The following is a 23,344-nucleotide window of genomic DNA, read 5'->3' as shown; positions in this document are numbered from 1 at the left end:
CAAAGACATAAAAGAAGCGCCAAGATCGCAGAGTATTCACTACCGTTTCTGATTTTGCGTTCTTTGGGCAAAACCTTAGCGTACTTTGCGTGAAATTTGTTTTTCGGACATCCTATCCGGTTTTAACCGGGGAGTGAACCAAGATGACAATGACAGCAAAACAACACATATTCCTGGTAGAAGACGACCTCAGCTTTGGGGCGGTGTTAAAATCGTATCTCGAAATCAACGACTACGAAGTTACGTGGGTGGACGACGGGAAACACGCGGTGGAAAGATTCAGGGCCGGCGAATACCAGATTGCGATCCTGGATGTGATGCTCCCCAACATCGACGGCTTTACCCTTGCCACCGAAATCCGAAAGCTGAACAAGGACATTCCGCTGGTTTTTCTAACCGCCAAAACGCTGAAAGAAGACATTCTGAAAGGCTACAACGCAGGTGCCGACGACTACATTACCAAGCCTTTTGATACCGAGGTGCTGCTGTGCAAAATTCAGGCGATCATTAAACGGCAGTCGGTAGAAACGCCGCCCGATCGTCCGTTTTTCACCATCGGTTCGTATGAATTTGACGCCCGTTTGCGCACCATCAGCCGCGACCACGAACAACAAAAGCTCTCGCCCAAAGAAGCCGATCTGTTAAAGCTGCTTTGCCAAAACAAAAACGAACTGCTGAGCCGCGAAACAGCCCTTCGAAAAATATGGGGCGACGACGGCTACTTTACAGCCCGCAGCATGGATGTCTTTATCACCAAACTCCGGAAATACCTGAAAGACGACCCCAACATCGAAATCCGCAACATTCACGGAAGCGGGTTTATGCTGGAGGAGAAATAGTTATCTCCCCGTCCTTCAATTTTTATTTCAAAACTTCTGATTGTATCTTTCGGAAAAAACAGCTTATGATTATCGAAAACCGAATTGCTGTAATTACGGGAGCAGGCAAAGGGATTGGGGAGGCTATCGCGTACGGACTGGCAGAAATGAACTACCAAACCGTGCTGATCGGCCGCAACCGGAAAAACCTGGAGCAGGTGGCTGCTGAAATCGTGAACAACGGAGGGTTGGCACCGGTCATCTTTCAACTGGATGTTACCGACACCCCTAAAATGAAGGAAACCATACAATCTGTTATCTCACAGTTTGGCCGGATCGACGTGCTGGTCAACAACGCCGGTGTGTATTTCGACGGTACATTGGAACTGGCAGAAAGTGAGTTTCAAACTATGCTAAACACCAATCTTACGGCACAATTCACTCTCACCAAAGAAGTGGTTCCGTGGATGGAGCACCAGGGAAGCGGCTATATTTTTAACATTGCTTCGCGTTCGGGGAAAACAGGATATGCAGGCAGCGGAGGTTATTGTGCATCCAAATTCGGAATGCTGGGGCTTAATGAATCGTTGTACCACGAACTTACGCCCAAAGGGATAAAAGTAACAGCGCTTTGCCCGGGCTGGGTAAATACGCAAATGGCTCTCGACGCGGGAACTCCCTTAAAAGCCGAAGAAATGATCCAACCGGAAGATCTTTTTAAGACCATCCGGTACCTGCTCCAACTTTCACCTACTGCAATTGTAAAGGAAGTAGTTATTGAAGCCCCTTCGGGAATTCGTTAACACATTAAAACGAAGTAAAAAAATGAAATCTTCAAGAAGAAATTTTATGAAGTCAATGCTGGCAGTTCCTTTTGCAGCATCAGGATTGCAGGTATTGGCCACAGAAATGCCGTCTGTTTGGAGCAAGTTGGGACATAAATTTAAAATCAGCCTGAACCTATATTCATTTAACAAGCTTCTCCTGGACAAAAAGATAGATTTGTTTGATGTCCTTGACTTTTGTGCGGAACATAATTTTGATGCCATTGATCCAACTGGCTACTATTTCCCAGGTTATCCCGATGTTCCAGGCGATGAGTTTATGATGAAATTTAAGAAGCAGGCCTTTCTGTTGGGCCTTGATATCAGCGGAACCGGCGTGAGAAACGATTTTGCCAATCCGGATGAAAATAGCCGGGAAGCAGATGTTGTCATGATAAAAAAATGGGTTAGGGCTGCAGCAAAAATGGGAATCCCCAATGTTCGTGTTTTTGCAGGAACAAACCAACACACAGGCTACTCGCGCAATCAGGTCTTTGAATGGATGGCTAAGGACCTGAAAACCTGCTGCGATTTTGCGAAGCAGTATGGAGTGATTATCGCTATTCAAAATCACAACGATTTTATAAAAACGGCGGCCGATGTTGACCGTATTTTTGAGATGGTTGATTCTGAATGGCTGGGACTAAACCTTGATATTGGCAGTTACCGGCAACATGACCCTTTTGACGAGATTCAAAAAAATATAAAATATGCCGTCACCTGGCAAATCAAAGAAAATATGTGGATGGACGGCAAGGAAACGCCCACCGATTTTAAAAAGCTTTTTAAAATAATCAAAGATAAAGGCTACCGGGGTTATTTGCCTTTGGAAACATTGGGAGAAGGCGATCCATACCAAAAAGTGCCTGCATTATTGGACAAGGTAAACAATACAATACAACAACTTTGACATGGATAAAATAAAGGTTCCTTTTTATGAAATGAGGTCAGAGTTTAAGCGCATTTTGTTGGACCATTCTTTTTCAGAACCCCGGGCCGGGAAGTGTGCCGAAATTTTTGCCACAAACAGCCTCGAAGGAATATATTCGCATGGCATTTACCGTTTCCCGCGTTTTGTTGAAAACGTACAGAAAGGTTTTATAAACCCGGATGCTGAACCAGAAAGAACAAACGCCGCCGGAGCCATCGAACAATGGAACGGAAATCTTGGTCCAGGTCCGTTAAATGCGGAGTTTTGTACCGATCGCGCCATGGAACTGGCCACCGAAAATGGCATTGGCTGTGTGGCCATTGCCAACACCAACCACTGGATGCGCGGCGGAACGTATGGCTGGCAGGCAGCGCAAAAAGGGAAGGTTTTTATTGGCTGGACCAACACCGAAGGCAACATGCCGGCCTGGGGAGCCAAAGACAGCCGGCTGGGAAATAATCCGCTTGTGCTGGCGGTTCCTTTTGGCAATGAAGCCATTGTTCTTGACTTTGCGATGACACAATTCTCGTACGGGAAGATGGAAGCCGCAAAGATTGAAAGGACCTTGTTGCTCTTTCCGGGGGGATTCAATAAAAACGATGAATTGACAACATCGCCAGACGAAATACTGGAAACCAAACGCGGCTTGCCCATTGGCTACTGGAAAGGAGCGGGCTTGTCGTTGCTCCTGGACATACTGGCTACCGTTTTATCGGCAGGGCTCGCCACCAAAGACATTACCCGCAAAGAAGCAGAATACGGGGTTTCGCAGGTTTTCATTTGTATCGACTTAAAGAAACTGCACAATTACCCTGCAATCGATCAAAGCATTTCCGCTATTATCGACGATTTTAAAGCCTCCCTCCCGATCGACGAAAGCCAGCAGATTAGGTTTCCCGGAGAAAGGGTGATAAGCACGCGAAATGAGAATCTGAAACAGGGAATTCCGGTGGACAAATCGATTTGGGAGAAGATTTTACGGATGTGATGCACGCTCAAAGATTGCCAACAAAAAACACTCTTGTCAACTCCTCAAACGTATTTCCCTGACATCAAAGACTTCTATCACTTGATGGTATCACACAAGTTTTTATCTTTACCGGATAACCGTGATACTTTATAGCTCAATTAAAAACTTGGGGTCGCAGCTGATTGGCTTTGATAAAAATGAAGACGGAACCAAAAAAAGTCCAACCCGGAATTAACCTTTTCGTTTACTGACAGTCAAAGTCCGTGTCGGCACCTCAGGGCTTATTTGCAGACATAAACTGACTAAATTTATCGACGTGGGCACAAAAAAAGTTTTCCGACTGATCCTTTCAGTCATCATTTTGCTATTTCTTGCCGGGATAATTTTATACCCGAAGCTTAAACCGTTATTGAGCAAACACAACGAGGACGGCCCTGCACGGGGGTTTGCAGGCATGCGTGGCGGCATGCAGAAAACCTTTGCCAGCGGGTATGTTATCGTTCCGCAGGAAATGAGCGAGCTCATCATCAGTACAGGTTCGCTGTTGCCCGATGAAGAAGTAGAGCTATCGTTTGAAACCTCGGGAAAAGTGGTGGGTATCTTTTTCGAAGAAGGTACGCGGGTAAAAAAGGGTGATCTGTTGGCAAAAATAAACGACCGCCCGCTACAGGCCCAGTTGTTAAAATTACAGGCTCAGCAAAAGCTTTTAAAGGAAAAGGAGTTCAGGCAACGGCAATTGCTCGACCGCGATGCCATCAGCCGCGAAAGCTACGACCAGATTTCCACCGAATTGCAATCAGTGGAAGCTGACATTATGCTGATTGAGGCCCGAATTGCAGAAACCGAACTGCGTGCTCCGTTCGACGGGATTGTGGGTTTGCGTTTTATCAGCGAGGGAGCCTATGCCGGCACACAAACAAAAATCATCCGACTCGTAAAAATAAGCCCGCTCAAAATTGAATTCTCGGTAAACGAACGGTATTCGGGCGAAATTGCCCCGGGGTTTCCGATCATTTTTCAATTCCCTGACAGTCCGGAAAAATTCAATGCAAATGTGTATGCAGTAGATCCGAAGGTGAACATCGAAACCCGGACCATCACGGTAAGGGCGCGGTATCCCAATAAAAACGAAGAACTAAAGCCCGGCCGCTCGGTTAAAGTAGCTGCGCTGCTGTCGAAAATCGAAAATACCATTGCCATTCCCACAGAAGCAGTGATTGCCGAAATGTCGGGAGAAAAAGTGTTTGTGTTAAAAAACGGGAAAGCCGAACAAAGAGATGTGGTACTTGGCTTGCGCACCGAATCGCAAATACAGATAAGGGAAGGGCTTGAATTTGGTGATACGCTACTTACCACCGCTATTTTGCAGTTGCGCGAAAACCTGCCGATCCAGTTGGATACATTGTTTACTAACCAGTAATTCCTGAATCATGAGTTTATCTTCGGTAAGTATAAAACGCCCGGTACTGGCCACCGTTTTTTCGCTGGTCATTCTCCTGTTTGGGGCAATCGGGATGACCTACCTTGGGGTTCGCGAATTCCCGAGTGTTGATCCGCCGCTGATCTCGGTAAGTACCTCGTATCCGGGGGCCAACTCCGATGTTATCGAAACACAGATCACCGAACCGCTAGAACAGTCCATTAATGGTATTCCGGGTATCCGCACCCTGACCAGCCGGAGCAGCCAGGGGCGCAGCTGGATTTCGGTTGAATTTGAATTGACCGTTGACCTGGAAACGGCGGCCAACGATGTTCGCGACAAGGTTTCGCAGGCCCAGCGTTTTTTGCCCCGCGACTGCGACCCTCCGACTGTTTCAAAAGCTGATGCCGATGCCAGCCCCATTATGTTTATTGCCGTTCAGAGCCCGAAACGTTCGCTGCTCGAACTTTCTGAGATTGCCGAACTAACTTTTAAAGAACAGTTGCAAACCATTTCGGGAGTCAGCTCCATTGCCATTTGGGGAGAAAAAAGATATGCCATGCGTATCTGGCTCGATCCGGCCAAACTTGCCGGATACCAAATGACGCCCCTGGATGTTCGCAATGCCATTCTTCGCGAGAATGTGGAGTTACCTGCCGGCAGTGTGGAAGGAAATACCACCGAGCTGACCATCCGCACCCTGGGATTAATGAAGACACCCGAAGAATTCAATAACCTGATTCTCAAACAAACCGGAGACCTTTCGATCCGGATCCGCGACATTGGCCGGGCAGAACTGGGCCCCGAAGATCTGAGGGGAATCATGAAAATGAACGGCATCCCCATGGTGGGCACTGTTATTGTTCCGCAACCCGGCGCCAATCATATCGATATTGCAGACGAAGTATACCAGCGTCTTGAATACATTAAAAAAGACCTGCCCGATGATGTGGGCATTGAAATCGGTTTTGACAATACACAATACATCCGCACTTCCATTTCTGAAGTGCAAAGTACCATCTACCTCGCATTCTTTCTGGTGGTAGTAATCATTTTTGCCTTTTTACGCGACTGGCGCACAACCGTCTTACCGATCCTTGTTATCCCGGTTTCGCTGGTGGGCGTGTTTTTCATTATGTACATGGCCGGATTCACCATAAATGTGCTCACCCTGCTGGCCATTGTGTTGTCCATCGGACTTGTGGTTGACGATGCCATCATTATGATGGAAAATATTTATGTGAAGATCGAACAGGGTATGAAGCCGCTTGATGCAGGGATAGCGGGTGCCAACGAGATTTTCTTCGCGATCATTGCCACCACCATTACGCTTATTGCCGTGTTTTTTCCCATCGTATTCCTGGAAGGGATGACCGGCAGGCTGTTCCGCGAATTCAGTATTGTTATTGCCGGAGCCGTGGGCATCTCTTCCTTTGTTGCCCTGACTTTTACGCCCATGCTTTCAACCAAAATACTGAAAACAAGGCACAAAAGGAGCAAGGCCTACATGTGGACCGAAAAATTCTTTGTCAAGCTGAATAGTGCCTATAAAAGCTCGCTGGATACTTTTCTGAAACGCAGGTATCTTTCGCCTCTTGTGCTTGTGGCAGCGCTGGGATTGATTTTTACATTGTGGAAAGTCATTCCGTCGGAAATGGCACCGCTGGAAGACCGCTCTCAACTGAATATTAATATTACAACACCCGAAGGTTCAACCTATGAGTTCAACCAGGCTTATACCGAAGAAGTGACCGCACTTGTGGAACGAATGGTTCCGGAGCGCGACAAGGTTACTTCCATGGTCAGGGGCAGCCGTGCCTTTGTAAGAGTGGTTCTGGTTCCACCCTCCGAAAGACAAAGAACACAACAGGAAATTGCCAGCCAGTTATCGGCCGCCTTGCGAAAAATGACCAAAGCAAGAGCCAGCGTAATTCAGCAATCAACCTTTGGCGGACGACGTGCGGGACTGCCCATTCAGTATGTTTTACAGGCGCCCAACATTGACCAGTTGCGGAAAATCCTGCCCGAATTCATGGCCAGGGTCCACGATAACCCCACCTTCGAAATGGCGGACGTTGACCTGAAATTCACCAAACCGGAATTACAGATCGAAATCGACCGCGATAAGGCCAACCTGCTGGGTGTGTCAACTCAAAACATCGGGCAAACACTTCAGCTGGCATTGAGCGGCCAGCGTTTTGGCTATTTTATCATGAACGGAAAGCAATACCAGATTTTGGGTGAGATTGCGCGCCAGGACCGCAATAAACCGCTTGACTTGAAATCATTGTACGTCCGCAACAACACCGGACAAATGATCCAGCTCGATAATTTTGTCAGCCTGAAAGAAGAGACCGCTCCTCCGCAACTGTACCGCTACAACCGCTTTGTGTCGGCAACGGTTTCTGCAGGCCTCGCACAGGGAAAAACCATCAGCGAAGGCCTGGCTGAAATGGACCTGATTGCAGCCGATGTGCTCGACGATTCGTTCAGAACCGCCCTTGCCGGCGACTCCAAAGACTTTACGGAAAGCTCTTCCAGTTTGATGTTTGCTTTTCTTCTGGCCATTATCCTGATTTTCCTGGTTCTTTCGGCACAGTTCGAAAGCTTCAAAGATCCGGTTATCGTAATGATGACCGTTCCGCTGGCACTTACCGGGGCCATGATTTTTATGTGGTATTTCAATATTACAATGAATATTTTCAGCCAGATCGGGATCATCATGCTGATTGGTCTGGTCTCGAAAAACGGAATTCTGATTGTGGAATTTGCGAACCAGCGCAAACTGGCCGGCATGAGCAAGCTGGACGCCATTCGTTATGCATCGGCAGCCCGGTTCCGCCCCATTCTGATGACCAGTTTATCAACCGTTCTCGGCATTCTGCCGTTGGCGATTGGTCTTGGCGAAGGTGCGCAAAGCCGCGTTGCCATGGGTATTGCCGTTGTGGGCGGATTAACGATTTCCACTTTCCTGACCCTTTATGTGGTTCCGGGAATCTATCTTTTTATTTCAAGTGAAACAAAAAACATTCATGATGAATCGGTTCAAGTACCAAATATCGAATCTTCCGAGAATAAGTAACACTCTGCTTATCGTAGCGCTTCTAGCTGCCCCGTTTTTTACCGCTGCGCAGGAAGTTTACGACCTGAATCGGTGCATTGCAACCGGGCTGGAACGGAATTTCTCCATCAAAATAGCACGAACCCAGGAACAACAGGCAGAGAATAATTACACAAAAGGAAATGCCGGTTTCCTGCCCTATGTAACTTCAACCAATCGTTTCGGAGGCACGCTGAATAATACAAATCAGTCGCTTGCTACAGGCGATGACAATGTGAACAAGGGCGTTCATAACATGACCGGTTCGGCGAATGTAAACCTTGATGTAACACTTTTCAGGGGTTTTAATGTACAAACCACGTACGAAAAGCTGAATCAGCTAAAGCAAATGGGCGGGCTCAATACCCAGATGAATATGGAAAACCTGATTGCCAAAATCATTTCCGAATACTATTTGTACGTGCAACAGCTGAACCTGAACAAGAACCTCGTTTATGCCGTGGAGCTTTCGCGCGAGCGGGTTCGAATTGATGAAGCCCGTTACCTGCTGGGGTCTTCCTCAAAACTTGAATTATTACAATCGATGGTTTACCTGAATGCCGACAGTTCCAGGCTGGCCAACCAGAACGAAGCCATTGTAGCGTCGCAGGTGAGGCTCAAAAAACTAATGTCGGTAGAAAGGCTGGAAGATGAACTTGAAGTAAAAGACAGCGCTATTCAGATCAACGACAACCTGCAATACCAGGCGCTGCTCGACCAAACGCTTAGTAACAATACCAGCTTGCTGATAGCTGCCAAAGACCAGGTAATCTCGGAACTCGATTACAAGATCATCGCATCGCGGGCTTATCCTTATTTAAATGCTTCAACAGGGTACAATTTTTCACACAACAGATACGGAGCGGGCTCCGTCAAAAATCAAACGGTGAACGGTCTGAATTACGGACTGACACTCGGGATCGATATTTTTGACGGATTCACAAGAAGACTGGAAAAAACAAATGCCCGGCTAAACATCGAAACACAGCAATACCAATACCAGCAAGTGGAACAGGAAGTAAAGGCCGACCTTCTTACCATTTACTATTCGTATGAAAACAACCTGAAGCTTTTGGAGCTAGAAAAACAAAACCTCGAAGTGGCAAAGGAAAACCTTGAAATTGCCCTGGAACGTTACAAACTGGGAGACCTCTCGGGGCTTGAACTGCGGGAGGTACAGAAAAGCCTTCTCGATGCAGAAGAACGCCTGATTTCCATTCAGTATCTTACAAAGGTGGCGGAGATTTCGCTTCAGCAAATAGCGGGGAACATCATGGTTTACTACCAGTAAAAATACAGGCAAACGCATACTATACCTTAGCGGCACAAGTATCTTTCAGGCATTAAGTATTTGCACCAATCCGGGGCTTATACCCTCAATGCGTTACCTTTCCGGCTCATTTAGAAGTTTCCTATTAAAAATCACACCTATGCTTAAAAGAAATGCTAAATTTGCACGCTCGTTTAAGGAAAGCGGAAAACATAGATGCATGTACTTGAATTTGATACGGTTGTAATAGGAAGTGGATTGGCCGGCCTTTCGGCAGCTTATCACTCGTCTGAATTTGGAAAAGTTGCCATTGTTACAAAATCGCAGCTCGACACAAGTAACTCCTATTATGCACAGGGCGGTATTGCAGCCGCTATCTCGAAAGACGATTCTCCGGAAAAACATTTACACGATACCCTGGTAACCGGGCGCGGGCTTTGCGACCGCGATGCCGTTGAAATACTGGTGAACGAAGGCCGCGACCGCGTGCTGGAACTCATTGAACTGGGCATGCCTTTCGACCGTGAAGGGAAAGACTTTGTACTCGGGCTTGAGGGCGGGCATTCGAAACGCCGCATTCTGCATGCCGGCGGCGATGCTACCGGCAAAGCACTTACCTGTTTTAAACTGGGGCTTGTTCAGGCAAAAAAGAATATTGAGTCGTTTGAATATGTAACCGCTATCAAGCTGCTCATCCAGGAAAACCGCATTCAGGGAGTACATGCCTACGATTTCAAAACCGGCGAAAACATTGTTTTCAAAGCAAAGGCTGTGATTATGGCTACCGGAGGAATGTCGCGAATTTTTGCGCGTTCAACCAACCCTCACACGGCTACCGGCGACGGAGTTGCGCTGGCGTATGAAGCAGGTGCACAAATTTCGGACATCGAGTTTATCCAGTTTCATCCTTCTGCGCTTTACATTCCCAACCAGGAAGCTTACCTGATCAGTGAGGCAGTGCGTGGCGAAGGTGCCTGGCTCCTCAACAACAAGGGTGAACGGTTTATGAAAGACATTCATCCGCTGGCCGAACTGGCACCGCGTGATGTGGTCGCTTACAGCATTTTCAGACAAATTCAGAAATCGGGGGATAAATTTATTTACCTGTCGTTAAAACACCTCGACAAGGAAAAAATCAGAAAACGCTTTCACAACATCAACCTGCACCTGAAAGAATTTGGGTTCGACATTACCGAAGACCTTCTTCCGATTGCGCCCGCAGCCCACTACATGGTGGGAGGAGTGCATACCAACCTTGATGCTGAAACCAATATTTCAGGATTGTTTGTTTGCGGAGAACTGGCTTCAACCGGGGTAATGGGCGCCAACCGGCTGGCAAGCAATTCGCTGCTCGAATGTTTGGTGTTTGGAAAACGAGCCAGCGAGAAAGCCGCAAAAATTAAAGCTTCTACCGGCGACATTGAGTTACCAAAGCCGGTTTATGTGGACCAAGCGAATGAAGAAACCTTCCTGAATTACCGCAACAACCTGGCAGAAATTATGTCGGACAAGCTGGGAATTGTACGAAACAGAACCGGTTTGGAAGATGCGGTTCGGCAGTTAGCCGAAATTACAGAACAATTCAAAAACGAAACAAACGAATACAACCTACTTAAAATCCAAAACGAAGCCGCTATTTGCCAACTGGTTGCAAAGGCTGCATTGATCAGAGAGGAAAGCCGTGGTGGGCACATCAGGGAAGACTTCCAAAATGAAAATCCGGATTTTAAAGTACACTGCATACAACAAAAAAACAAAGAAATTCATTTCGAACCTGTTAGAGAGTAAAGGTTATGATGGACGAAAAAACATTGCGCTCGGCCGAGGTACTTTTTGACCTGGCTTACGCAGAAGACATAGGCGACGGAGATATTACCACCAACAATTTAATTGATCCGGAAGAAACAAAAACCGCCCGTTTTGTGGCAAAAGAAGCGGGTGTTATTGCCGGGCTTCCAGTGGCTGAGATGGTATTCCGTAAGTTTGACAAAAACCTGGAATGGCATGCCCTAAAACCCGACGGAAGCGAAGTGGTTCCCGGCGACATCATCGCCGAGTTCAAAGGAAACTACCGCGCACTGCTTACCGGGGAACGCAAGGCACTCAACTTTTTGCAACGACTTTCAGGAATTGCAAGCTATGCGCATCTCTGTATGAAGGAAATTGAAGGCACCAAAGTGGAGATACTTGATACCCGGAAAACACTGCCGGGCTATCGCTACCTCGACAAATATGCCGTTCGGATGGGAGGCGCTTCCAACCACCGTTTTGGCTTGTACGACATGGTAATGATCAAAGACAACCACATTCAGGTGGCCGGTGGAATTACCAACGCCGTGAATGCCATTCGGAAACGCATTCCGAAAAGTATTAAGATTGAAGTTGAAACCACTACGATAGAACAGGTAAAAGAAGCGCTGGCTGCCGATGTAGACATTATCATGCTTGACAACATGAGCACCGACCAGATGAAAGAGTGTGTGAAAATCATCGACCGCCGGGCAAAAATTGAAGCTTCGGGCAACATGACCATTAAGCGCATCCAGAAAGTGGCACACACCGGGGTAGACTATATTTCAATCGGAGCGTTGACCCATTCGGTTAAAGCACTCGACATCAGCCAACGCATTATCGATTAAATGAACCTGGTAATAGACATCGGAAATACACGCACCAAGTTTGCCGTTTTTAACCGGGGAGAAGTATTGATTACGGTCCCAGTTGACGAGTTTTTGCCCTCGCACATCGATGTTTTGCAACAAGAACATCCCAGTCTGACGAAGGTAATACTATCGACTGTAAAGGATTATTCTCCGGAACTCAAACACGCCCTGCAAACCCGTTTCGAGACATTTATTGAACTTGATGCAAACACCCCGCTTCCGATTGAAAACTGTTACCAGACAAAAGAAACACTTGGCAAAGACCGGATTGCCGCCGTTGTTGGCGCATTTGATCTTTACCCGGATACCAACGTGCTTGTTATCGACGCAGGTACAGCCATCACCTACGACCTGCTGACAGCAGAAGGCAAATACCTTGGAGGAAACATTTCGCCCGGAATTGAAATGCGGTTTAAAGCGCTGCATCATTTTACGGGGAAATTACCTTATGCCGGTAAAGCAGAACAGAATAAGCTGTACGGAACAAGCACAATTGAGGCAATCAGGGCAGGTGTTCAGAACGGGACTGTATATGAAGTAGATACAACAATTACATTGTTTAATGAATTTTATAAAAATTTAAAGGTTATTATCACAGGCGGCGATGCTGAATTTTTTGATAACAAATTAAAAAATTCTTTCTTTGTACACTTTAATTTAACCAGCTTGGGTTTAAACCGCATTTTAGAATATAATGGCGAGTAATAGCAGAGTACTTATATTGATTGCCGGACTGATAATGGTCCCGGCTATGTTATTTGCACAGTTTAACAACAATACCTCGTCACCATATTCGAGGTATGGGCTGGGAGACCTGCAATCATACAGTTTTGGGAGAACAGCAGCAATGGGAGGCGCAACACTTGGCAGCAGGTATGCACTTCAGGTAAATAATGCCAACCCGGCTTCCTATACGGCAACCGACTCCTTGAACTTTCTTTTTGAGTTTGGCTTGAAAGGAGATTTTTCGCGTTATACCAGCGAAATCAGTAAAATGAATACCAGCGACATCAATTTCAATTATTTTTCGATGAGCTTTCGTATCAACCGCTGGATGGCCACCAGTCTTGGGATAACCCCTTACTCAAACGTAGGATATCAGATCGAAGTCAACGAAGATATTGAAAACACTGGCGCAGCCCGTTCCATTTATTATGGCACAGGAACCATTTCCGACGCATACTGGGGCTTGGCTATCCAGCCGTTCAAAAACCTGTCGGTGGGAATGAACCTGAACTACCGTTTTGGCAAAATAAGCCGGAATTCGGAACTCACTTTTGCGTACTCCGATATGTACCTATTGCAACGTTACTCGCAACTGCGGGTTACTGGTTTCGGCCTTGAATTAGGAGCGCAATTTATTCTCCCTATGAAAGAGAACAAACAACTGGTGCTGGCCGGCGTATTTGAAAGCAAACCAACGTATACCACTTTTGACTCCGATATTGTTCTAAAGAATATCGTATACGCACAAAAGGGAGACCAGGACACGCTCTTTAGTAAAGACGAAGAAAAAGGGAAAATTGTATTTCCCACCACCATCGGACTTGGGGTTTCCTTCTCGAAAAAGAATGTTTACGAGATTAATGCCGACTACTACCACCAGGGTTGGGCTGATGCAACTATTATGGGGGAAAAAAGTGCATTTCTTTCAGATTTAAATAAATTTGCACTCGGAGCAGAGTGGATACCCGATAAATTTTCCATCCGTAATGCCTGGAAAAGGGTTGCTTACAGGGCAGGTATCAAATACGAACAAACATACCATTCGCTCAACAACCATCAGATTAATGACTTTGGCATAAGTTTTGGGTTAGGTTTACCAATATATCGCTCTAACTCTACCATTAACATATCGGCAGAGTTTGGGAAAAGAGGAACGACAAAATATAATTTAGTGCGCGAAAATTATGCGAAATTCAACCTGAGTGCCAACTTGCACGATTTATGGTTTATGTCGAGAAAAATTGATTAGAATTAGAGATTAAACTGAAAAAATAAAAAAACTATTATGAAAGCTTTGTTACGCATAACACTCTTCTACGCTTTACTGGTGATTACCGGCATCACCGTTGCGCAAGCTCAAAGAGTTTTGAAAGGGACGGTTTATATGGATGGAAAACCGGCCGCCGGAATTACCGTTGAAGCCCAAAGAGGTGGGATGATGATGACCAGCTTTGACGGAAAATACGAAGTAGAAGCCGATGCCAAAACCAAAAGGATCACATTTACCTTTATCGACGATAAAAAGACCCTTGATATTGAAGGAAAAACAGGCGATGTTTTTGATTTTGCATTTACCGGAGAATTACCTTCTGGTGAAGCTGGCGACGACAACGGCGCAGGAGGTGAAGTGAACCTCGGCACGGCGGATGATTTGATTAAAGCCGGTGATGAAACCTTTAGAACAGAGTATTCATTGTACCTTGAGTTTTACAAGCAGAAAGATTATAAATCGGCCAAACCACACTGGCAGGTACTTTACAACCAGTATCCAAAATCAACCGAAAATATCTACATCCAGGGAGCTAAAATGTGGGAAGATTTTATTGAAAAAGCAACCACAAAAGAAGACAGGCTTAAACTGATCAACGAGTATATGAAAATATACGACAAAAGGACCAAGTATTTCGGAGAAAAAGGATATGTTCTGGGACGTAAAGGCGCGGCGTGGCTAACTTACCGATACAAACTTTGTACCGACAAAGGCGAAGCTCCGGAAGGAGATGAACTGATCCAGGTTTACAAATCAGGATATGAGTGGTTGAACGAGTCTATCAAGTTACAGGGCGCAGAAACAGAACCAACCGTTTTGGTATTGTTTATGCAAACTACTGTGGCACTTTTCAAACTGGGCGAGCTTCCAAAAGAGCAGGTAGTTTTAAACTATGAAACAACCACAAAAGTTGCCAACGAGATTATTACTGCCAACAAAGATGAGCAAAATGTAAAATTGGTTCAGGAAACTGTTCTACCATTTTCAGAAGAGATTTTTGGTAAATCGGGTGCTGCTGACTGTGAAGTGCTTGAAAAAATATACTTAGCTGACTTCGACGCCAACAAAGACGACATCAATTACATTAAAACAATGTTGCGTCGTTTGGGTAAAGCCAACTGTACTGAATCGGAACTTTTCGCACAGGCAACAGAAAGACTTTATGAACTGGATCCATCAGCAGAAGCTGCCTTTAACATGGCACGTCGACTGATCAAGAAAGGTGATATTGCCAAAGCCAAAGAATACTACAAAATGGCGATGGAACAAGAAACCGACAAAGAACTGCTCGCATCATACTACCTGCAGTACGGCCAGGTTTTGTATTCTGAAAGTGCTTACTCAGAAGCCCGTTCGTATGCACGCAAAGTATTGGAAATACAATCCGACAATTGCGACGCCAACATGTTGATCGGAAATATCTATGTAGCGGCAAGCCGTTCTTTCGAAGGTAAGGGCGTTGAAAAAGCTGCCATATTCTGGGTAGCTTGCGATTACTACGAAAAAGCACGTCGTAGCGAAGATTGCTCGATCGACGCTGCTCAAAAAATTGCTGAGTACAAAAAGTACTTCCCAAATAAAGAAGAAGCCTTTATGGAAGGTCTTCAGGCTGGGGCAACCTACAAAGTTGGAGGATGGATTAATGAAAACACAAGAGTTAGATTCTAATTTGTATCTACTCATTAAAAGATATTGTATTGCAGTTCTCCTGGTGGGGACTGCAATACTTTTCTATGCCTGTGAGGACAACGAAATAGCCAAAATCAAAACAATTGAATCGACCAACCTGCCCATACTGGAAGCTTCAAATTTTGAAACACTGGTTACAGACTCCGGACGGGTTAAGTATTTATTAAGAGCCCCTAAATTGCTTCGTTTCGAGAATGAGGGAAAGATATATACTGAATTCCCCGAAGGCATGTACATAATTAACTATGACGCCAACAAGAAAATTACCTCCAGCATTAAGGCCAACTACGCTAAAGAATTCCAGAAGGATCAACGATGGGAGGCTAAAAACAATGTAATTGTTACCAATGCCAAGGGAGATACGCTTAAAACAGAGCACCTGATCCTGGACGAAAAAACCGGCAAAATACATACAGAAGAATTTGTACGGATTATCAGTGAAGACAGAATATTGACCGGCGACGGACTGATTTCGGACCAGGAGATGAAAAACACAAAGATTTTGAATCCCAAGGGAGAAATTTACGTTTCGGTGAACAATACCGGTACACCAGCAACAGCTCCGGTAGTAAACGATACATCAAAAACGAAAGAAATAGAAATACCCAAACAAGATTCGAACAGGGTATTGCAATTTAAGTAAACGTTTAAAATGAATAGTTATTTGCTGATCATATTGGTGACAATGCTGCTTTCAGCATTTTTCTCCGGAATGGAAATCGCTTTTGTATCGGCCAATAAACTACGCCTCGAACTCGACAAGAAATCAGAACCTTTTAGTTCGCGTATTTTAAAATTTGTTACTGCCAACGGCGGGCAGTACATTGCCACCATGCTGGTGGGCAACAACATTGCGCTGGTTATTTACGGTATTGCCTTTGCCGCCCTCCTACAACCGGTGTTTGAACCCTATTTTCAGTCGGCGTCGGTTGTGCTGTTTATGCAAACCATCACCTCCACCATCATCATTCTGGTATTCTCTGAGTTTCTGCCCAAAACCCTTTTCCGTTTATTCCCCAACTCTTTACTGAATTTCTTCTCGCTTCCGCTGGCTTTCTTTTATGTTCTTTTTTACCCCATTACCCGCTTCTCCATCGGCATAACCAACACACTGCTAAAGCGTGTTCTGAAAACCGACATTGCAAAAGGACAAAAAAACCCGGTATTTAGCCGGATAGACCTGGATGAGTTTGTTAACGATAACGACCCCGGAAGAAAAGAACTGGCTGAAAAAACAGTGGAAACAGAAATCAAACTGTTTAAAAATGCACTTGATTTCTCGAAAGTAAAACTGCGCGAAATTATGGTTCCGCGAACGGAGATCGAGATGTTGGAAATGGGGGCAGCCATTGGCGAATTGCGCCAAAAATTTGTTGAAACAGGCTATTCCCGCATTCTTTTCTATAAGGAAAACGCCGATAACATTATTGGCTATGTGCATTCGTCGGTTTTGTTTCACAACCCAAAATCGATCGAGCCGTTTATCAAAAAAGTACTGATCGTTCCAGAAACCATGCCCGCCAACAAACTGCTGAGCACTTTTATCCAGGAACACAGAAGCATTGCCATTGTGGTGGATGAGTTTGGCGGAACATCCGGAATGGTGACCAGCGAAGATATTCTGGAAGAAATATTCGGGGAAATTGAAGACGAACACGACACCAGCGACATCATTGAAAAGAAGCTAAGCGATAACGAGTATATTTTTTCAGCACGGGCAGAAATTGACCTTCTCAACGAAAAATACTTCTTCGACTTGCCCGAAACCGAAGAGTTCGAAACCCTGGCCGGCTTTATACTTTTCCACCACGAAAGCATTCCCAAGATCAACTCACTTATTACAATCGGAAAATTCCATTTCAAAATATTAAAAGCCACCAATACCAAAATAGAACTGGTAAAACTCACTATTGCAGACGATTAACCATTGTCGTTTGAGCGATCATAAAATATTCATTTTCTGACCCTTAACTACGCTCCTCTTTGCCCCCTAAAAAAAAATCAAATAGCTGTGTTAAATAGTTAAAATTGTTATCTTCGTAGCTCGAAAAAAATCAAATAAAATTTTGCATTAAAATAACTGTAAATCAATGGCAACGTTACAAAAAATTAGAACGAAAGCAGGATTGTTAGTGGCAATTGTAATCGGTGTTTCATTGGCAGCATTTATCCTTGGCGATATGCTCCAGGGAGGTTCGTCGATGTTTCAGAGAAACCGTTTAGAGATTGGAGTTATTGACGGTGAATCCGTTCAGTACCCTGACTTTCAGAAGAAAGTAGAAGAGTTAGGTGAAATATTCAAACAAAACTACAACACTACCCAGCTCGATGATAATATGTGGGCACAGGTAAGAGAACAGGCCTGGCAACAACAGATCAGTGAAATTGTAATGGGTGATGTTTTCGATAAACTCGGTATTGAAACAAGCAACGAAGAACTGCTTGATATGTTAACTGGGGCAAACATTCACCCCATTGTTCAACAGATTTTCCGCAACCCCGAAACCGGGCAGTTTGACCGCGGTGCAGTGGTTCGTTTTCTGAAAGGCATGGAAACCGGCGCCGTTACGCAGGAAAACAAAGCTTATTGGTTAAACCTGGAAAACCAGATTGTGGAAGAACGTGCACAATCGAAGTATGCCAACATGGTAGGAAAAGGTTTGTATGTAACCAAAGAAGAAGCTGAAACCAGCGCTGCTGCTGCCACCAAAACAGTTAACTTCGACTACATTTCTGTGGCTCAAAGCACTGTTGCTGACGACCAGGTGACCGTTACCGAGCAAGACCTGAAAGAATACTACGCAGCCAATCAGGATGAGTACAAAGAAGCTACCAGCAGAAGAATTGAATACATCACGTATGCGGTTAAACCATCTGCATTGGATTATGCTGATGCTGAAAAATGGATCAACGATATTAAAAGCGATTTTGAAAAGACCGAAGACAACGTTCAGTTTGTAAATGCCAATTCGGATGTTCCTTTCCAAAGCGTTTGGAGCAAAAAAGAAGATCTTCCAGAAAACATTGCAGCCTGGGTATTCGACGAGAATGCAGAGGTAGGCAGTGTATTTGGCCCCTATGCCGATGGAGATGCTTTCACGCTGGCCAAACTGCACAAATCAGAAATGATGCCCGACTCGGTGGAGGCTCGTCACATTCTGTTGCCTGTAAATTCTCAAGTAGAAGCAATGGCCGCTCAGGCTTTGGCTGACAGTTTGAAAACGCTGATCGAAAGCGGTGCTGACTTTGCCAAACTAGCGCGTGAAAATTCAAGCGACCAGGGTTCTGCCGTTAACGGTGGAGATTTGGGTTGGTTCCGTCGCAACATGATGGTAAAACCTTTTGAAGAAGCTGCCTTTAACAACAAAAAAGGTGAAGTAAGCATTGTGGCAAGCCAGTTTGGTATTCACATAATCCAAACTACTGAACGCGGAAAACTGACTCCGCAGGTTCAGGTGGCCTATTTAACACGCAATGTGGTGCCAAGCACAAAAACATACCAGGAAACTTATGCTCTTGCCAGCCAGTTTGCCGGAGAAAATACAAGCCGCGAAGCTTTTGATGCTGCTGTAACTGAACAGAAACTGGCCAAACGTGTTGCCAATGTTGGTGAAAACGATCGCCAGATTGCCGGACTGGAAAACGCCAGGATGCTGGTAAAAGCAGCCTACGAAGCAGAAGCAAACGATATTCTGAAAACAACGCAGGGATCACCGATCTTTGAATTGGGTGACAACTTTGTGATTGCGGTGCTTACAAAAGTAACCGAAGAAGGCGTTGCTCCTTTCGACCAGGTTCGTGCACGTGTAGAACTTGCTGCAACCAAAGCAAAGAAAGCTGAATACCTGGTTGAAAAGCTAAAAACAGCCATGGCTGGAAAATCGGATCTGAATGCCCTTGCACAGGAAATGAATACAGAGGTTAAAAATGCTGCCAACATTAACTTTAACTCTTTCTCGATTCCTGGTGTTGGTTTAGAACCTGCGGTTATCGGAACTGTTACCAATATGCCGGTTGATAAATTATCTGAACCTATTTCAGGAAATAACGGAGTATTTGTAGTAATGGTAACTTCGGAAACCGAAAACCCCGTTTCCAATGTAGAGGCTGAACAAAACAGACTTGCACAAACCATTAGCTACCGTGCAGCGTCTCAGACTTTCGAAACACATAAAGAGGCGGTTGAGATTGTCGACAAAAGATCGAAATTCTATTAGAAAACGATAGCATATAAGGAAAAGCCGTTCAGTAATGAGCGGCTTTTTTTATGCATACAGCCCAAATACAAGTCTCCGTAAGCACCGCTGGCCGAAACACGAGTGTACGAAACAGATACGCCTGCCATACAGATCGAAAAGCGTTCCTTCTTCTTAGAAACAAGTTTCCTGTACTTCGAAAAGCTTTCTGTGTACCTCGAAATATATTCTATGCTCATTGAAAAGTCTTCCTTGTTCCTAGAAATATATTCTATCTTCTTCGAAATGTATTCTATCCACCTCGAAATACATTCTATGTTCATAGAAACGTATTCTATCTTCATCGAAATATATTCTATCTTCTTCGAAATGCGAGTCTAACACATCGAAATAGTCCATCCCCTGTACCGAAACAAGTGCTCATTTTGCCGAAGTTATGGGTTCTCCACCTTTTTATTCATATTCCTTTTCTACTCTTACTGAAAAAAATACTAAATTAAAGCCCAAAGTTCAAACCCGGAGATGAACAAAGCCGATTCTCCTCTCGGAAGAAAGTAACCTAAAAGATAACCAACTATGCAAAAGTGGATTTTCCTGGCAACCCTGATCACGGGCTGGCTGCTATGGTCGTGCAACGACATCGAGAAGAAAACCATCAGTAACGAAGAAGCTGTGACCCTCCTGACCGAATCGGTTACCGCCTACGACCTTTTCTCCAGTATCCAGGATGAAGCGTTTCAGAGAGGTGATGTGGTCGAAAACTCGCTGAAAAGTGCCACCAAACAAAACGATACCTATCCTCGTCTGAAGGTGGAACCATCCGATCTGACCACCTGGCCGAAAACCATTACCATTAACTATGGCAGCGAAGAAATTGAGGGAATTGACCAAAGGATGCGAAAAGGCAGCATCATTATCAATGCCAACAATTTTGCGAGCGTACCGAATGCCAGCTGGGAGATTACTTTTGATGAGTATTACCAGGACGGCTACAAAATAGAAGGCACACAAACCATTCAGAACAAAGGGCTGAACAGCAGCAATCACCCGGAGTATTCCTGCAAAGTGGAAGATGGTGCCATTACATCGCCCGACGGGAAACAATTTCGCTTTGAACAACAAACCATCCGCGAATGGATTTCCGGCTACGATACCCACCTGGTTTTAAGCGGAGATACCGAAGATTTTTGCGACGATGAGTATTTGATCTCGGGTTCGCACAGCGGCATCAGCTCGCACGGTTACCTCTATGAAATGAGCACCAAACAGGATTTGCATATAAATGTTTGCTGCCGGTGGATAATGGAAGGAATTTTGTCGGTAACCCTCCCCGACAACGATTTAAATTGTCAGATCAATTACCGTCCGTCGTCCGAAACAGGCGACCTTTGTAACAACCAGGCCGTATTTACTATTTTCGAAGAACAAACACCGATTACTCTCCCCTAGCCTGAACAAGCGGGAAAAGATTGATGATAGATTGACACAGATTATTCAATCCCATCAATCCATTCAATCATTTCAACCTAAGGCCGGTCGCTAAGTTACGCTAGCAGATTTCCACCAAACGAATATCAAAGCTCAAAACGGCATTGGGTGGAATTTTATTCCCTGTACCTTTTCGCCCCCAGGCAAGATCAGCCGGTACCCAGAATTTATAGCGACTTCCCACCGACATCATTTGCAGCCCTTCCTGCAAACCTTCGATCAGCTCTTCCAGTTTTACTTTATCGGGCCTGTTTTGGCGATAGGTGTCTTCGAGTATCTTGCCATCGAGCAAAAGTGCCCGTTGATGAATCAAAACCTCGTCAAACAAGCCCGGTTTGTGACCGCCGGTTTCTTCCACTACCAAATACTGAAGACCTGATTCAGTTTCAGAAACTCCGGTCTTTTGCAGGTTATTTATCAGGAAATCCTCTCCTGATTTCCGGTTATTGCCTGCCGACCCTTTGTTACGCGATTTCTTTTCTCTCCCTGCCATTTCCAATACAATCTCTACTTCCCCTAAAATTACTGTTTCTGCACCTTGCCAACCACAACGAGACGGGTCGCCATTTCAAATCCAAACTTGTCAAGCGCTTCTTCCATTTCCGGAATTTCATTTTTCAGTTCCCAATATTCCGGTTTATCCTTTACTGTTTCCACTGCCTCGTACAACTTTTGCTTTCTTTCTTCGATATCCGCTTCTCCCGGAGACTCCGCCGGGCTTTTATGCTCAAAATAAAGGGATATTGTTAATCCGGAAGTCTCTGCCATTTCAAGAATTTCATTTTTCGTGAATGAACTGTTGTGGCAGATCCCGTTCAGCCGGTCGATCTTGCTTCGGAAATGATGCATCGCCTTGTGCACTTCCTGTGCCGGATTCAGATCGTCGCTAAAAAGCTCGTTTATAACAATCCATCCACCCGGTTTTACCACGCGCTGCATTTCTTTCAGCGTAGCCTTTACATCGGACAGATGGTGAAGCGCCATGGATATGGTGGCCACATCAAAACGGTTGTTGTCAAACGAAAGTGTTTCTCCTTTCATAACCGAAAAATACGCCAGAGGATACGAAAGGGCGGCTTCGTTCAATGCGTCTTCATCCGGATCAACTCCGTAAATCTCAGCATTTGAAAATACCTGATTCAGGACTTTAATAAAATGACCGGGGCCGGTTCCAACATCCAAAACCGATCCAACCTTTTTGTCTTCAAAAAAATCAATAAGAGCTTTCATATTAATAATAAAAATGCGGATAACGCGGTTAAAACAATAACAGCTGTGCGGTATAGTTGTTCCGAAATCTGCTTAACCAATGCGATGCCAAGAAAGGCCCCCAGCGCAATGGCCGGCAACATCAGAATATTCAGTGTAAGTGTTTGCCAGTTGATGGTTTTCCAAAACAGAATGTGTAAGGGGAATTTTGAAAAATTGACAATTAGAAAAAACCAGGCTCCGGTACCAATAAACGATTTTTTGGGTAAGTGCATGGCCAGCAAATAAATGGCAAAAATGGGCCCGGCAACGTTTCCGATCATCGTGGCAAAACCACCCAGCACCCCCATGACTGCGGCAAACCACCAGGAATTCGGAAAGAGTTGCCCATTCTTCTGACGGTCTTTCCAAAGCATCAGCCCAATACACAGGAACACCAGCACTGCCATGATGTTCTTGAACCATTCGTCGTTCACCACATGCCCCACCCAAAGTGCAATGGCGATGCCCACAAATGCCCAGGGCAAGAGTTTCAAAAGGTACTTCCATTCGGCGTGGCGGTGGTAATAGCTAACGGCAAAAATATCAGCCATCATCAGCATGGGCAGTAAAATTCCGGCAGAAGCTTTTCCTCCGAAAACAATGGCAAGCGCAGGTACCACCAGCATCGATACACCAGGCACTCCCACTTTTGACATCCCCACCAAAAGCGCACAAACAGCAAATAAAATCCATTGGAGTGTTGAAAAATCGAATCCGTGCATAGGCTA

19 protein-coding genes are annotated in these 23,344 nt (G+C 45.2%); 16 read left to right on the top strand and 3 right to left on the bottom strand.

Annotated elements, in window-relative coordinates:
* Nucleotides 1-149 precede the first annotated feature (149 nt).
* The 16 genes from D1614_RS03935 to D1614_RS03855 all read left to right on the top strand — a co-directional run bounded on the left by D1614_RS03935 (nt 150) and on the right by D1614_RS03855 (nt 21,326).
* Nucleotides 150-839, top strand: coding sequence for a response regulator transcription factor (locus D1614_RS03935; RefSeq protein ID WP_119436591.1), 690 nt, complete (start codon nt 150-152; stop codon nt 837-839).
* A 65-nt stretch (nt 840-904) separates the two neighbouring features.
* Nucleotides 905-1,621, top strand: coding sequence for an SDR family oxidoreductase (locus tag D1614_RS03930; protein WP_119436590.1), 717 nt, complete (start codon nt 905-907; stop codon nt 1,619-1,621).
* A gap of 22 nt (nt 1,622-1,643) precedes the next feature.
* Nucleotides 1,644-2,552 (top strand): sugar phosphate isomerase/epimerase family protein, encoded by a 909-nt coding sequence (locus D1614_RS03925; protein WP_119436589.1) that lies wholly within the window; start codon nt 1,644-1,646, stop codon nt 2,550-2,552.
* 1 nt (nt 2,553) lies between these two features.
* On the top strand, nt 2,554-3,561 hold the full coding sequence (gene yiaK / locus D1614_RS03920) for a 3-dehydro-L-gulonate 2-dehydrogenase (RefSeq protein WP_206609919.1): 1,008 nt from the start codon (nt 2,554-2,556) through the stop codon (nt 3,559-3,561).
* 298 nt (nt 3,562-3,859) lie between these two features.
* On the top strand, nt 3,860-4,963 hold the full coding sequence (locus D1614_RS03915) for an efflux RND transporter periplasmic adaptor subunit (RefSeq protein ID WP_119436588.1): 1,104 nt from the start codon (nt 3,860-3,862) through the stop codon (nt 4,961-4,963).
* Nucleotides 4,964-4,973: 10 nt separating this feature from the next.
* Nucleotides 4,974-8,045 carry an efflux RND transporter permease subunit gene (locus D1614_RS03910; protein WP_119436587.1) on the top strand — a complete coding sequence of 1,024 codons (3,072 nt, stop codon included), beginning with the start codon at nt 4,974-4,976 and terminating at the stop codon, nt 8,043-8,045.
* A complete protein-coding gene (locus D1614_RS03905; RefSeq protein WP_194086703.1) occupies nt 7,999-9,354 on the top strand; it encodes a TolC family protein in 1,356 nt (451 codons plus the stop codon). Before D1614_RS03910 ends, D1614_RS03905 begins: the two co-directional genes overlap by 47 nt.
* Before the next feature lie 195 nt (nt 9,355-9,549).
* The gene (nadB, locus tag D1614_RS03900; protein ID WP_119436585.1) at nt 9,550-11,121 is read left to right on the top strand and encodes an L-aspartate oxidase; all 1,572 of its coding nucleotides are present in this window, start codon (nt 9,550-9,552) and stop codon (nt 11,119-11,121) included.
* 5 nt (nt 11,122-11,126) lie between these two features.
* Nucleotides 11,127-11,972, top strand: coding sequence for a carboxylating nicotinate-nucleotide diphosphorylase (nadC, locus tag D1614_RS03895; protein ID WP_119436584.1), 846 nt, complete (start codon nt 11,127-11,129; stop codon nt 11,970-11,972).
* Complete coding sequence (locus D1614_RS03890) at nt 11,973-12,701, top strand: type III pantothenate kinase (RefSeq protein WP_119436583.1); 729 nt, start codon at nt 11,973-11,975, stop codon at nt 12,699-12,701.
* On the top strand, nt 12,691-13,971 hold the full coding sequence (bamG, locus tag D1614_RS03885) for a BamG family beta-barrel-assembly machinery protein (RefSeq protein ID WP_147384007.1): 1,281 nt from the start codon (nt 12,691-12,693) through the stop codon (nt 13,969-13,971). Before D1614_RS03890 ends, bamG begins: the two co-directional genes overlap by 11 nt.
* Nucleotides 13,972-14,007: 36 nt before the next feature.
* A complete protein-coding gene (locus D1614_RS03880; RefSeq protein WP_119436581.1) occupies nt 14,008-15,660 on the top strand; it encodes a tetratricopeptide repeat protein in 1,653 nt (550 codons plus the stop codon).
* Nucleotides 15,635-16,324, top strand: a complete 690-nt coding sequence (gene lptC, locus D1614_RS03875; RefSeq protein ID WP_119436580.1) for an LPS export ABC transporter periplasmic protein LptC — start codon at nt 15,635-15,637, stop codon at nt 16,322-16,324. Before D1614_RS03880 ends, lptC begins: the two co-directional genes overlap by 26 nt.
* Nucleotides 16,325-16,333: 9 nt before the next feature.
* Complete coding sequence (locus D1614_RS03870) at nt 16,334-17,605, top strand: hemolysin family protein (RefSeq protein WP_119436579.1); 1,272 nt, start codon at nt 16,334-16,336, stop codon at nt 17,603-17,605.
* Between the two features lie 166 nt (nt 17,606-17,771).
* The gene (locus D1614_RS03865) at nt 17,772-19,898 is read left to right on the top strand and encodes a peptidylprolyl isomerase (protein ID WP_119436578.1); all 2,127 of its coding nucleotides are present in this window, start codon (nt 17,772-17,774) and stop codon (nt 19,896-19,898) included.
* 555 nt (nt 19,899-20,453) lie between these two features.
* Entirely contained in the window at nt 20,454-21,326 is an 873-nt protein-coding gene (locus tag D1614_RS03855) for a hypothetical protein (RefSeq protein WP_119436576.1), read from the top strand.
* A gap of 100 nt (nt 21,327-21,426) precedes the next feature.
* Here D1614_RS03855 and D1614_RS03850 read toward each other — a convergent pair whose 3' ends face one another.
* The 3 genes from D1614_RS03850 to D1614_RS03840 are packed head-to-tail and all read right to left on the bottom strand — an operon-like array spanning nt 21,427 to nt 23,338.
* Nucleotides 21,427-21,858 carry an FKBP-type peptidyl-prolyl cis-trans isomerase gene (locus D1614_RS03850; protein WP_119436575.1) on the bottom strand — a complete coding sequence of 144 codons (432 nt, stop codon included), beginning with the start codon at nt 21,856-21,858 and terminating at the stop codon, nt 21,427-21,429.
* Between the two features lie 29 nt (nt 21,859-21,887).
* Nucleotides 21,888-22,595, bottom strand: coding sequence for a class I SAM-dependent methyltransferase (locus tag D1614_RS03845; protein WP_162304402.1), 708 nt, complete (start codon nt 22,593-22,595; stop codon nt 21,888-21,890).
* On the bottom strand, nt 22,592-23,338 hold the full coding sequence (locus D1614_RS03840) for a sulfite exporter TauE/SafE family protein (RefSeq protein WP_119436573.1): 747 nt from the start codon (nt 23,336-23,338) through the stop codon (nt 22,592-22,594). Before D1614_RS03840 ends, D1614_RS03845 begins: the two co-directional genes overlap by 4 nt.
* Nucleotides 23,339-23,344 lie beyond the last annotated feature (6 nt).

The sequence above is a fragment of the Maribellus luteus genome (assembly GCF_003576475.1).
In the GTDB taxonomy this organism is placed as follows: domain Bacteria; phylum Bacteroidota; class Bacteroidia; order Bacteroidales; family Prolixibacteraceae; genus Draconibacterium; species Draconibacterium luteum.
Note: the sequence above shows the minus strand (reverse complement) of the source record. Positions and strands in the feature narration are given on the sequence as shown.